Genomic DNA, 13492 nt, shown 5'->3' on the forward strand with positions numbered 1-13492 from the left:
CTTGCATCTCCCCCTAGAACACCGTCATGGCGCCGATATTCATCTTGGAATCCGGTATCAGGAGACCGGCCTCGTTGTAGCGATAGGTGAGCTGAAGCTCATAGACGAACATCGTATTGCCGCCGAGCTTAATGCCGAGCTTCGCCCCGGCTATCACGTTCGCGGTGGCAGTGAAGAACGACTGGTAATTGAGGATGTGCCGCTTGATGTAGTACGCGTTCGCCTCGCCGAGGTAATCCTTAATGACCGGTATCCCTTTGAGGAGGTCCTTATTGAGCACGGCGCGCGCCTCGAAGTTGATATCGTTGAGACTGCCGCTCGAAAAGAGATGCTCGTACGAGACAATGACGTCGATGAGATACAATCCGACGGTGACGGTCCCGTACACGCCGTTGACGTTCTGCGGTGAAAGAAGCGAATCCGCGGTCACGACGACACCGCCGGGGCCGAAATTCGCACGGCGATAGTCGTACTGATAATCGAAGTACTGCCCGCGGAAATAGCCGTTGAAGAGGCGATACTCGAGCCGCATGCTGAAGAACGGCTTAAAGAAGAGATGCATGCCCGGGGCCGATAATCCCCAGCCCTGCGCTTCATTGCCGTCCGCACTCTGGCGCGTATCGAGATTGGCCGCATACTGACCGTAGATCTTAAGATTATCCCCGATCGGTATGATAAGATCGGCGCCGGCAATACCGAAGAAATCGCTGATGCCTGCGTCGACAGCGAGCGTCGTCGTCACGGACAATACCGGATTATTCGTGAGATGATACGTGTTCGTGAAATCCACATACGCCGGACCGGTGATGTTCGTGGTGACCGTGAACCCGTCCTTAAGCGATTTCGAAGCATACTGATTGATATCACCGACGAATGTAAGCCCTATCTGCATCCGGTCAAAGAGCGGCGCCTTTGTCGGCGCGAGGGGCGAGAAGAAAAGGCGTGTCCCGACTATCGGTCCGCCGCCGGCGATGTCCGCGACATTGTTCACCATCCCTTCCATGCCGAACTTCATCGGTCCGATATTGCCGAGCGCGATCTCAAGCCCGAGCTGCTTGTCGATCGGATAGCCGAGCGTGTTCGCATAATTGTTCATGATAAGGCCTTCGCCTATCGTCACCCCGGTGAGCGTGCCGAATTTGCCAAAAAAAAGCTCATTACCCTGAACGACGTTCTCTTTCTTATTGAAGCGAATGTAGTAGAATTTCCGGAGCAGCGTGTCCACTGCCGCCTGCGTGGATGAAAAATCCCACCCCTTTGCCGAAAGACTGCCGCTGGGGCTTATGAACACTTCGACATCGAGGGCAATGCCGAACTTCCATACGTTCAATTCCGGGAGCGCATGGATGCGCGTCCAGTTCTCGCCGTTGATCGAGACAGAATCGATACCGAGGCCCATATTGAATTTGAGCGGATCGCCGTCGTCCTTCTTCGGTGCACTTCCCCCGTCGGACGGAGGCGTCGCAGACCCGCCGTCGGTCGCGGTTCCCTTTGGCGCGGACGTCGCATCGGTCACCGTCGTCATATCCTTCGATTCCTCGGCGGTAGCAGTCCGGGGCGGTGTAACGGTCCCGTCGCTTGCTGCCTGCGCTATCATGCCGTCGGCGACCATCTGATCGCCGAAGAGCATGGAGCCGTTCTTGACGAAGAGCGATGAACTCCCGTCGTCATTGACCTTCATGCCGAACTCCGTGCCGCGCACGGCCGCCACTGCGGTCGGCGTCTCGAATATCACTTCATCGAACGTCGATTGCGTCATCTTCTTTATCGATGCGAACAGTTTCCCCGCCGATACCTTGGTGCTCACGCGCCGTTCACCGGCGGAGAACGCGAGCGTCTTTAAGTCTATCTTCGTATTCGGACCGATACGTAAGAGGCTCCCGTCGGAGAGCGTCAACTCGGCGCTCCCGTCGCGCCCGGTGACGATGCGGCTCCCCGCTGAAAGTTCCGTCCTCTCAGTAAGCGGCTGCGATTTCGATTCGCGCGCTTCATAATAGCGGACATCGCCGCCGACAACGCTCGCCTGGGCCTTTACGCCGTCCTTGGCATATGCCAGCGTAACGATCGATGCCATGAGGATGAGTATGTGTTTCATGGTGTTCTCCTTAACGGCTTTCGCCGTACCGGCTCCGTTGCTCCGGTATGTCTGGTATAACAAGGGGAGTGTACTATAGGTGCAATTATCGCTGCTATCGTACAAAGCACTCCGCCTGAGCGCATTATACAGCGGATGTTGAGGAATTGTCAATCAATGGTGAGGATGTCTATGCCATCTTTTTCGTTTCTACCGCACCCGCTGGCACAGCGGTCATGTCCTCATCGAGCGCTTGAGCGACCAGACGCTTCGTTATCTTGAGCGATCCGCCGGTAATGTCCTCATAATGGTAAAGAACGTTCACCATGATGTTCTCGACGACGCTTTTCAGCGCGCGCGCCCCGGTGTCCATGGCGATAGCCCGATCGACAATGGAAGCCACCGCGTCGCCGCTGATGACAAGGCGCTTGCCCATGGCGCGGAAGAACTCGGCGTATTTGATGAGCGGGGAATCCGGGCTCGTGGTGAGTATCGATTCCATCTCCGACTTCGTGAGCTTGGTGAGCGGTACGACGATGGGAATGCGTCCGAGGAATTCCGGTATCATGCCGAATTTCTCAAGGTCCTTCATATCCACCTGTTTGAGAAGCGTATCGCGCTCCTCGGAATTCCGCGTGAGCGATGCATTGAACCCGAGCGTGGTATCACCCTTCATGCGGTCGGCGATTATCTTATCGAGACCGACGAAGGCGCCGCCGAAGATGAACAGGATATTGTGCGTGTTCATGAGAAGGCCTTCGCCCGAGTGCATCGTGCGGCGGTCGCCCGTTTCCGGGACGCGTATGCGTTCGCCGTTGAGCATGGAAAGGAGCGCTTCCTGCACGGCCTTGTCGGAGGGGTTGCCCGTCGTCGACTGATGCGTTTCCGCTTTCGCGATCTTATCCACTTCATCGAGGAACACGATGCCCTTTTCCGCGAGCGCCTGATCGCCCCCCGCTTCGCGGACAAGATCATAGAGCACGATCTCGACATCGTCCCCGACATAACCGGTCTCGGTGAGCGTGGTGACATCCGCACGGGTGAACGGTATGGCGAGTATTTCGGCGAGCTTTTTCGCAAGGAACGTCTTGCCGACACCGGTGGGGCCTATCATCATGATGTTCGATCGCAGCGGGACCGCGTCGCTCTTCTTCACGCGGAGATAATGCAGATACGCCTGCACGGCGAGCACGCGTTTCGCGCGCGTCTGCCCGACGACAGAACGGTTGAGCTCAGCGACTATCTCCTTGGGCGTTATCCGTTCGATTATCGATTCGAATTTCCGCTCCGAGCGCTTCCGGCATTCCGTCTCCGCCGCGCGTTCGAGGTAATTCCACGGCGCCTGCTCAAGGAGCACAAAAAGCGTTCTGCTGTCCGCAAAGCTCACCTGCGAGCGCAGAAAATCCGGGAGCGCCTCGGGGTTCGCCGCATCGCGCGTAACGGCGAGTATGCCGTTGGCGATGAGCGGCGCCGTCGGGGCAAGGTATTGATAATTCGTCACGTAGAGCTCGCCGCGAACGCTCGCAAGCTCAAGGATGCGTTTGAGCGCCACCGCCGTGCCGTCCTCATAAAGCGAACGCACGATCATGCTGAAAAGTATGAACTGCTCCTTGAGGTTGAGGTCGTACTTGGCGATGAGTTTATCGATGTTAAAGCCGTACGATGCGTAGGTCCTAAGTTTCGCGGCACGCTCCTCGACATCGCCCATGAGCGCGGTGACATCGGCAGGGGGGAGAACGTCGTCGATGAGAAGATCGCTCTCTCGTTTCCCGGCACGCGTGCTGCGGTAGTGTTCGGCCAGGCGTTCGAGCGCCGCTACTGTCTGGGTGATATCGCTGAAATAGCGCTCAAATGCCGCGGAACGGTCGGTTTCGCCCATGAAATGCCGCCTTATCGTGTGCTGTGTGGGCGAAGAGCGCCCGCTTAGATTATCGGCCAATGGAGGGGAAAATCCATTATATTTTTGAATGCCGTCCTCGATCGTGTTCTATCGACTGTGCACGATATTCCCGCGGGGTGCACCCCATTGCCCGTTTGAACTGCCGTGAAAAATAGTTGCTGTCGGAAAACCCGGACTCGAATGCGACATCGGTGATGCGTTTCGCTGCGATACGCAAGAGCGACGCGGCATGGCGAATTCTCAGTATAAGCACATATTCGATGGGGCTGACGCCGTAGAGCGTTCTGAACATGCGCATCAGATGCCGAAGCGACAGTGTCGACCTGTCGACGAGCGCTGACAGGGTTATCGGCATGCGGTAATTCGTTTCGAGATGCCATGCGATGCGCGATATCTCGGCGTATGCATCCCGCCCGGCATGTTTCACCGATGCGGTGAAGGAACGCGACAGCACTACGACGAGTTCCGAAAATGCCGCTCGGGCGAGGGTCTGCGCCCCGGGCACGGAACTTCTGCATTCCTGGACTAGACGCGACGCGACGATATCCGCCGCCGCTAACTGTTTCTCGGTGAGAACGCGTGGCGCCGTGATCCCCGTCAGAAAGAACGAGTGAAAGCCGGGAATGCCCCAGACATCCCCGCCGAGGGACGCCAGCATTTCCCTGGAAAAAGCGATATTGTACCGCGCATATCCTTTCACCCGGGACAACGAGTGTACGAACGTGCCGATGAGACACACCGATCCGCGCGTGAGCGGCTCTGCAGCGTCCCCGACACGATGAAGCGCGCATCCGCCGGTCACGATTATCAATTCGGCATAATCGTGAGCATGAGCAGGGTAGTCCCGCGATGATACCGCATGTACGGCACTGACGGGAAGGTCCCGCGTGCGGAGGCGGTCGTACAGATTGATGACCGTGCCAGGCGCCATGGCAAGATGATGCTACTTATTGGCAGGAAAGTCAAGGTACGCGATTCGATACTTGCCTATAATCGTCATTGTATGATATAGTCATTTCCGGAGGGTTCTATGAGACTCCTATCCGCACTGCTCCTTATCTCCGGAACGGCATTTGGCAGCCTCTCGGTATCGAATGGTCTGCTCCTCAAGGATGGCCGGCCGTATCGCGCCATGGGAATAAACTATTTCAGCGGATTTCGGCGCACCGTCACGAATGAAAGCATCGATACATCGTATCGCGACGGATTTGCTGCACTTGCACGGCATCACATCCCCTTCGTGCGTTTCGCCGCATGCGGCTTCTGGCCGACAGAATGGGCACTCTATCAGACGAATAAAGACCTCTATTTTCAGAAATTCGATGATTTCGTAAAGGCCGCGGAGCAGTACGACATCGGTCTTATCCCGTCATTGTTCTGGAGGATAGAAACAGTGCCGGAACTGTTCGATGAGCCGCATACCGCCTGGGGCAACGGGGGATCGAAAACGGTGCGCTTCATGAAGGACTACGTCAGCGATGTCGTATCGCGATACAGGAATTCGAGATCGATATGGGGATGGGAATTCGGCAACGAGTTCTCGCTCATGGTGGACAAACCCAATGCCCGCGATCAGATCGCCGCGAGCAAGGCGATAGAACGATACGGTGTTCCCAAGCGCACGGAAATGGACATTATGACTTCGCCCGTCATGCTTTCCACATTCAGGGAATTTGCGGACGCGGTACGCAGAATCGATACAACGCATATCGTTATTACCGGCAATGCGCTTCCACGAAACGGTGCGTGGCACAACACAAGAGAAAACACCTGGACAACGGATACGATTGAACAATTCCATGAGATACTTGCGCGCGACAACCCTGATCCATACCCGGTAGTAAGCGTTCATATTTATCCCGATTCGATAACGACACCGTACTTCGATAAAGCGAAGCCGGCCTCGTTCAGCGAGATCGTTCACGAGGCAATGAGAGCGTCCGCCAAAATCGGCAAGCCGCTCTTCGTGCTCGAGTTTAATTCGGACAGAAAGCTATCGCAGGAAAAAGAGAAGGATTCGTTTATAGAAGTGATGACCGCCATTGAAAACGCCGGGGTGCCGTTGTCGGCCATCTGGGTGTACGATCATCCGAATCAGCAGCTGGACATCGGCCGGCACATCACGGGAACGAACGTAAATGCGTATAAGCTCCGCGCAATACAGGACTATAACACAAGGATGATCGAAAAATGATAAACAAAGCACTCGCATTCGTTCGCGGATATATGGGGATAATCGTCATCGGCATAGCGTTCGTCGCGTCGGCGTTCATCGTCTTTCTCAACAATAGCGAACCGTCGGAGGACGTCTATACGGTGAAGGCCGGCGATACGCTCCTATCGATAGCCGCACTGTACAATACCACGGCCGATAAGATCGTGGACGTCAACTATCCTGATATCGATCAGAAAAATCAGCCGTCACCCGGCATGCGCATCAAGGTCCCGCGCGGCGCAGCATCAAAAAAAATAACCGTACGGGTCGCGCATTGGAGCCTTGAACCGGGAGCCCGCGACGGATTGAACTTCATGGGGGCCGAATATCGAAAGCTTCACCCGAACGTGCGTGTCGTACAGGAAGCAATCCCCGAGACGACCTACCCCCAATGGTTCACCACTCAGATGGTCGGCGGAACGCCGGCGGACCTCATGCGCGACGGCATGGTGGCGTATCCCCTTCTTGTTTCCTATTACATGCGCTATTTCACGCCGCTCACCGAATATGTGATGTCGCCCAATCCGTACAACAAGGGGAACGAATTCGAACATGTCGCGCTGCGCGATACGATGAAAGACGGTCTTCGCAACTGCTACATCCCCGAGATGCAGGAATACATGGCGATAGGGCTTACGCTCCACATCGTGCGCATGTTCTACAACAAATCCATGCTCAAGCGCTATACGGGTTCGGATGTACCCCCCGCCACCTTTAAGGAATTCATCGATATCTGCAAGATCGTCGAGAAGAATAAATTCTACGATACCAAAGCGAAACGGGAGATCGGCACCCACAGCAATGCCATCGATGCGCTCACACGCGAGCTGGCGGCGCCGGAAAAAAGCGGCGGCGAAGCGCGGATAGCTCAACTTCGTACGAAAATGAACGAACATGCGGCGGCGATATCGGGAATTGAACAGAAGCTCATGGCGCTGACCCCGATAGCCAATTCCCGGTACCATATGCAGATGATCGAAGGGAGCATGTTCAACGTCATTACGACAAAGGCGCGCGAACATATCGACTTTGATCATGACTGCACAGTAAGCGTCGTCGAAGAATTCGCAGGGATAAAAGGGAAGAAGATCGACATGAACTACGGACCCTACCGCGCGAAATTCGATATCGTTTCCAACTATTGCCGGTATTCCACGCCGGGGTTCTCGGGGCTCAACCGCGATGACGCGGTCATGTTCTTCGTGCAGCAGCGTTCGCTCTTCATACCGACAGGAACGTTCGATGCGGGCATGCTTGAACGTCAGGCGGCGGACAACGGTTTCGAGGTGGGCATCATCGACTTTCCCTATCCCGGGAAGGACAGCCCGGAACTGTACCGCTATTTCGAGGGCCCTGCATACGAAGACCCCGTATCGAGCTTCCGTTTCGCCTGTGCGACACCCGAGGCCGATCCGGAGCGGCGGCGTGTCGCTATCGACTTTCTCCTCTTCATGGCGGCGAAAGAAAACAACATCAGGCTCAACGCGATCATCGGATGGAATCCGAACATCGTCGGCAGCATTCCCGATGTGGGACTTCTCAAGGGCTTTCACCCCCACGTCGACGGCGTTGTACCCGCGATGAATTTTCAGATCGGCGGGGAAGCCACCATAAAATGGCAGCAGATGTACGCTTTGTTCTGGGTGGGGCAGATATCCTACGAGAAGTTCTGCGACGATTTCATACCGTTCTATCTTTCGCGGGGGTATCAGGATTACCTGACGATGAACAAGAATTGGAGGCGAGCGCTCATTACCGATGAAAAGCTTGCGTCCATTCTCCGCATTAAGGGCATCGTCTCACAGGGCACCCGGAAAGAGACGGAGCAATGGGCGAAATACCGATTCGCCGTGGCCCGGCCGATCGCCCGCGAGATGAACGTGAGTTACGAGCGCGCGCTCATGGAAAAAGCGGAACGGGGAGATCATGCATCGATACCCGCTGCATACGAATATTCACGCACTGCGCGTGAGCGTCACGATATTCGCTGAACCGCGCCGACCCGAGATCCCGAACGATAGCGGCATTTTTTTCGGTGGAAAAGTTGCGTATACTATTTTCGGCCGGAAGAATGCGTTTTGACGGGGAATGTGCTCTTCGACCGCGCATACTCGATCGGCGTCATGCCGACAACGGACTTGAACACCGCTCGAAAATAATGAACATCTGTGAAACCCGAAAGCCGTGCTGTTTCTGCGGCGGTCTTCCCGAGAACGAGCATGCGCTTTGCGGCGGCTATCCGTCTTTCGGTGAGATACGCTATCGGCGAAACGCCGAACACTTCCTTAAAGCGCCGGCTCACATACGACGCATTGAGCGCAGACACCTCGCCAAGCTCGGCAAGTGTTATCGCGCGTGCATAATTCTTTTTCATGTACGCGGCAAGGAGCGACATGGCATCATCGCGCGCGGGCTGTTCACCCGCAAGGCGGCGGTATATCAGCGTGAAAAGCTCGACCGCTTTCAGATGTATCATCTCACGCGCATACGTACGCGTATGGACAAGTTCATCGCGTATGCTATCGAACACGACGGCCGCTTCCGGCATGCGGTCTATCAATGCATAACGATTGATACGCACCCCGTCCGCGATACCGTCAATGCCGACAGCCGTTTCTTCTATATAAGAGGCATCGGATGGTTTCGATGTATATACGGACGGCGGCGAAATGCTCGAACTGATCGCCCGGGCTACCGAAGTTCCGGTCTGAAAACCGAGCCAATAGTAGGAGGCACGCCCTTTTACCGGCGTGTAATCGAATCGGTGGAGGAATTCCGGCGTCGTTACAAGCACATCGTCTTCGTTCACCGTGAACGGGCGAATATCGTCGGCAATGGATACTGTTCCGCCGCCTTGAGAGAAACATACCACTTCGTACCCATAATGGTAATGCGGCTGTGCATGCATTTCCCCGGGCGTTTCAATATATCCGAAATGGGTGAGTCGGGGAAAGTCGACTCGCGGGAATTCCACAAAATACCTGTCCATCCCCGTACTATATCACGTGTCGGGTAAAAATCACACCGTAAAAAGTAAAGAAAATATACCCGCGCGTTCCCATCCTGGTATATATTATCCATAATACGACAAGGAGCGATGATATGACATCACGAGAACTGGTCTATGCCTCGCTGGAATTCGACAGCCCCGATCGGACACCTCGTCACCTGTGGATATCGCCCTGGGCGAAGATACATCATAATGACGCAGTGGATGCGCTCGTCCGCGACTTCCCGTCCGATATCGGCGGGCCGGGTGTACGCTACGCACGGCAGCCGTCACGCGAGGGGGATATGTACCGCATCGGCACCTATCGCGACGAGTGGGGATGCGTCTTCGAGAACGTGCAGAACGGCGTGCACGGGGAAGTGAAAATGCCGCTGCTGCGGACATGGGACGATCTTGAAAAAGTACGCGCGCCGGAAGAGATGCTCTCATTCGATAAAGATCTTGCCGACAGCTCATGCAGGGCTTCGGACAAATTCATCAATGCCGCCTGCTGCCCGCGGCCATTCGAGCGCATACAGTTCCTCCGCGGGAGCGAGAACCTGTACATCGATCTCTATGAATCGCCGGAGCAGGTGCGGTCGCTCATCGACATCGTCCATTCGTTCTACATGAAAGAGCTCGATCTGTGGACGGACACCGCCGTGGACGGCATCACGTTCATGGATGACTGGGGCGCACAGAACTCGCTTCTCATCGCGCCTGCGATGTGGCGGGAACTGTTCCTGCCGCTGTATAAGGACTACATCGATCTCGCACACAGCAAAGGGAAGAAAGCGTTCATGCATTCCGACGGTTTTATACTCGACATCTATCCCGATCTCATCGATGCGGGCCTTGACGCGATCAATTCCCAGATCTTCTGCATGGGCGTGGACAGACTCGCCGCGTACAAAGGGAAGATAACGTTCTGGGGCGAGATTGACCGCCAGCATATACTCCCCTCGCCCGATGTGAACGCCGTGCGTGATGCGGTACGGAGCGTGCGCAACGATCTCTCATCGAACGGCGGCGTCATCGCGCAATGCGAATTCGGCCCCGGCGCGCGGCCTGAGAACGTTCGCGCGGTGTTCGAAACATGGGATACACAGGGCGTCGCCGCGCATGCCTGTGCAGAGGGGTAACAAGATCGACATTGTCTTTTTCACCGGCTGTGGTAGTATATCGGCATGGAACAAGCCCTTAAAAGTCTTGTAGCATCCATCAAGAACAGCTACGTCTTCCTCGATATCGCGTCGACGGATAAGCGCGCAACGATACATGAACTCATCTCAAAAGCTGCCTCGCAGGGGCTCGCCGTCGATCCGACCGCTACGGCGGATGAGGTATTCTCGAACGAGCGCTCCATTTCAAGCGGCCTAGGCTACGGCGTCGCGTTCCCGCATACCGATCTTGAAAACCTTAAAAAAGAAGTGCTCATTTTCGGCACATCGAAGAACGGCGTCGCGTTCGATTCCGTCGATAAAAAACCGGCGCATCTCATCATACTCTTTCTTACGCCGCGCGGTGCGGATTCGCGCTATGTGGAGCATCTGTCGCTCTTCGCCGATCTGTCGCATCTTACCATGTATGTCGTCATGATACTCGAATCGCGCACGGAAAAGGAATTCAAAAAACGTGCGATAGAGCTCCTCAAGAAGGGCGGGATGCGCCTCTAGCATGGATAATGGGACGATCCGTTTATCGACACGTGAAATAGTCATCGCCGCGTTCATCACCGGTATCGCCACATCGCTCGCTTTCCCCATGAAGAACATCTTCTGGATAGCGTACGCCTCCGTCATACCAATGGCGATCATCGTGTACACATCGTCATTGAAAAAGATACTGCTCGGCTTCGCCGTTTTTGCCGTAACATTTTTCGGGATACTCCTCTTCTGGGTGGCTTCCTATATGCTGAAGGAAACGCCGCTCTGGGTGGCCATCCTCAGTTTCATCATCATACTCGCGATACTCTGGATGTACTATGCACTCACCGCCGTCATCGCTTCCTATTTCGGGAAACGCATGCCGTATGCGCGCGCCTTCATCTTCGCCGCATCGTTCACCACGCTCGAGTATCTGCGCACGGTCGGTTTTCTCGGCTTCCCCTGGGGCATACTCGGCTATTCGCAGTTCATGAACCTGCCGTTCATTCAGATAGCCGATGTAACCGGCGTGTTCGGCATATCGTTCGCGCTCTATTTCTGCAACGGCGTGATCGCGGACGTCATCATCCGCTTCCGTGCGGGTGAATTCGATGCGGGCACGCCTGCGCGCCCCGTCATCATCGAAGCCGCCGCGCTTATCGCACTCCTTGCCGGCATGTTCACGTACGGCGCGGTAACGCTTGGTCGCTCCTCGGGCGATGCAGCACTCCGTACCGAACGTGTCGCTTTGGTCCAGGAGAACTACGATTTCAATTATCGATGGACGGGGAGATACACGACCGAGCCCGCGAAGGGCAGCTTCTTCTTCATGGACACGAAGAAGATAAAGAACAACGATGCGGTGAACGGGAAGGCGCAGAACGGGACGGTGGTGGCCGAGCGATTGGCGAAACTCGCCGTCGAAGCGGCGCGGGCTCAACCGTCACTTATCGTATTCTCCGAATCCGCCACGCTCGATTACTATGAGCATTTCCTTCCCGAAGTCGAGAAATTCAAGAACACACCGAACGGCGTCAAGACAATGGAAGCGTTCGCGGAGAATGGATATGCGTCCTATCTCAATGTGTATCGCCTGTATCAGGGTGTCAATGCTTCGAAATGCGAATGGCTGCTCGGTACGCCGCTCGCCCGGCGAAGGACCAATTCCGATAAGATGGATTTCTACAACGGGGCGCTGCTGCTTTCGACGAATGGCGCTATCGTGGAGCGATACGCCAAACGCCGCATGGTGCCGTTCGGCGAGGCATATCCGTTCTATGACAGTCCGCTCAAGAACATACCGCCGTTCAGTTTCCTCATCGGTTTCATGTACGATCAGCTTGAGAAGGCGGGCGCCGGCAATTGGACGCCGTGGCATGAGGCGACGGTGTTCACCCATCCGAAGAAGGGATACCGCTTTTCGGCATCTATCTGTTTTGAAGACGCATTCGGCGACAGTATACGCGAATTCGTGCGACGCGGTGCGCAGGTGCTCTTTAATATATCCAACGACGCCTGGTCGTATTCCGACAGTTCTGAGTGGCAGCATTTCGCCATTTCCGTGTTTCGCGCGATAGAGAACCGCCGCGATATGCTGCGTGCCACCAATTGCGGCGTTACCGGCCATGTAGACGCCTACGGGCGCATAAAACGCACATTCCCACTCTGGACGGCGGGGCAGATGATAGCCGACTTCACGGTACGTACCGGCATGACGATATACACGCATATCGGCGATGTGTTCGCAGGGCTTATCGCGCTTGTCCTGTTCATCCTTATCGCAGTGAACACGATCAGAACGATAGTTGAAGCGCGGGTAAGGGAATAGAAACAGACACCTGCTCCATAACCCACGCATACTTGGCAAAATAATAACCCCTTATCCCCCGTCCCAATGATGTTACGTTATGCGTGTTTCTTTTTCCTTAACGCAACGGCATTGCCCCTGCCCCTGCTTGACTCCTGCCGTCCCCGGTATTATAGTATATCATATTATAAAACAATCATTACACATTATAAAATGAAAATACAATCGATCACCCGGGCGCTCGCTATAACGCGCCTTGTCGCTGCGGCTGACGGCATCATGCTCGCCGATCTCGCCTCCCGCACGGGGCTCAATAAGACGACCGCATATCATCTTGCGCAAACGCTTGTCGCCGAAGGAATGCTTGCCAAGGATGCCGCCGCCCGCTACCATATCGGTACACTCCCCGGCATGCTCCTCAAGGATTCGCGCAAGAGCGGCAGGGAAACGCTCATCCTCCGTGAACTTGCACCGTTCCATAAGCGCTTCCCCGATGCGAGCATTGTCGTGTCCGATCTCGGCGACGCGGATATTTTCTCGCGCTTCATGTTCAATCCGGGGAAACCCGGCGAATTGGTAAGAAGCGATGATATGACGCTCAATCCCTATACCACGGTTGCGGGGGTACTCTTCTTCGCATTCACGCCTGAGGAGCGGCTGCGCGCACTGAAGAGCCGTCATCCGTTCGATCTCAAGGGGCGCGATGCATGGGGAAAAGAGGATGCATTCACGGCCTGTGTTGAACGGGCACGGACTCGGGGCTGGTCGGAGACACCGCCGCTCGTGCCGAAGACCACGTTCAAGATCGGCATCCCCGTCTTCGATACGGAAAAGAACATTACCGCAGCGATAACGTTCACC

General features: G+C 55.5%; 10 protein-coding genes. 6 read left to right on the forward strand and 4 right to left on the reverse strand.

The annotated features are described in order from the left end of the window. Positions 1 to 13: 13 nt before the first annotated feature. From AABZ39_07855 to AABZ39_07865, 3 genes are all read right to left on the reverse strand, one after another. A complete protein-coding gene (locus AABZ39_07855) occupies positions 14 to 2095 on the reverse strand; it encodes a FecR family protein (protein MEK6794674.1) in 2082 nt (693 codons plus the stop codon). A gap of 169 nt (positions 2096 to 2264) precedes the next feature. Continuing rightward, positions 2265 to 3953: an AAA family ATPase gene (locus tag AABZ39_07860; GenBank protein ID MEK6794675.1), complete on the reverse strand. Its 1689-nt coding sequence runs from the start codon at positions 3951 to 3953 to the stop codon at positions 2265 to 2267. Between the two features lie 76 nt (positions 3954 to 4029). Further along, positions 4030 to 4905 carry a helix-turn-helix domain-containing protein gene (locus AABZ39_07865; protein MEK6794676.1) on the reverse strand — a complete coding sequence of 292 codons (876 nt, stop codon included), beginning with the start codon at positions 4903 to 4905 and terminating at the stop codon, positions 4030 to 4032. 99 nt (positions 4906 to 5004) lie between these two features. Between AABZ39_07865 and AABZ39_07870 the strand changes: the two genes are divergently transcribed. Beyond that, complete coding sequence (locus tag AABZ39_07870; GenBank protein MEK6794677.1) at positions 5005 to 6168, forward strand: hypothetical protein; 1164 nt, start codon at positions 5005 to 5007, stop codon at positions 6166 to 6168. Beyond that, positions 6165 to 8180, forward strand: a complete 2016-nt coding sequence (locus tag AABZ39_07875; GenBank protein MEK6794678.1) for an extracellular solute-binding protein — start codon at positions 6165 to 6167, stop codon at positions 8178 to 8180. The genes AABZ39_07870 and AABZ39_07875 overlap by 4 nt, the downstream gene beginning before the upstream one ends. 62 nt (positions 8181 to 8242) lie before the next feature. Here AABZ39_07875 and AABZ39_07880 read toward each other — a convergent pair whose 3' ends face one another. Further along, positions 8243 to 9163, reverse strand: coding sequence for an AraC family transcriptional regulator (locus AABZ39_07880; GenBank protein MEK6794679.1), 921 nt, complete (start codon positions 9161 to 9163; stop codon positions 8243 to 8245). A 128-nt stretch (positions 9164 to 9291) separates the two neighbouring features. Between AABZ39_07880 and AABZ39_07885 the strand changes: the two genes are divergently transcribed. From AABZ39_07885 to AABZ39_07900, 4 genes are all read left to right on the forward strand, one after another. Further along, positions 9292 to 10320: a uroporphyrinogen decarboxylase family protein gene (locus AABZ39_07885; protein ID MEK6794680.1), complete on the forward strand. Its 1029-nt coding sequence runs from the start codon at positions 9292 to 9294 to the stop codon at positions 10318 to 10320. 45 nt (positions 10321 to 10365) lie between these two features. Then, entirely contained in the window at positions 10366 to 10854 is a 489-nt protein-coding gene (locus AABZ39_07890; protein MEK6794681.1) for a PTS sugar transporter subunit IIA, read from the forward strand. 1 nt (position 10855) lies between these two features. After that, positions 10856 to 12652 carry an apolipoprotein N-acyltransferase gene (gene lnt, locus AABZ39_07895; GenBank protein ID MEK6794682.1) on the forward strand — a complete coding sequence of 599 codons (1797 nt, stop codon included), beginning with the start codon at positions 10856 to 10858 and terminating at the stop codon, positions 12650 to 12652. A 192-nt stretch (positions 12653 to 12844) separates the two neighbouring features. Further along, a partial coding sequence (locus AABZ39_07900) for a helix-turn-helix domain-containing protein (protein MEK6794683.1) occupies positions 12845 to 13492 on the forward strand: 648 nt, incomplete at its 3' end.

It is taken from the genome of Spirochaetota bacterium, assembly GCA_038043445.1.
GTDB lineage: Bacteria > Spirochaetota > Brachyspiria > Brachyspirales > JACRPF01 > JBBTBY01.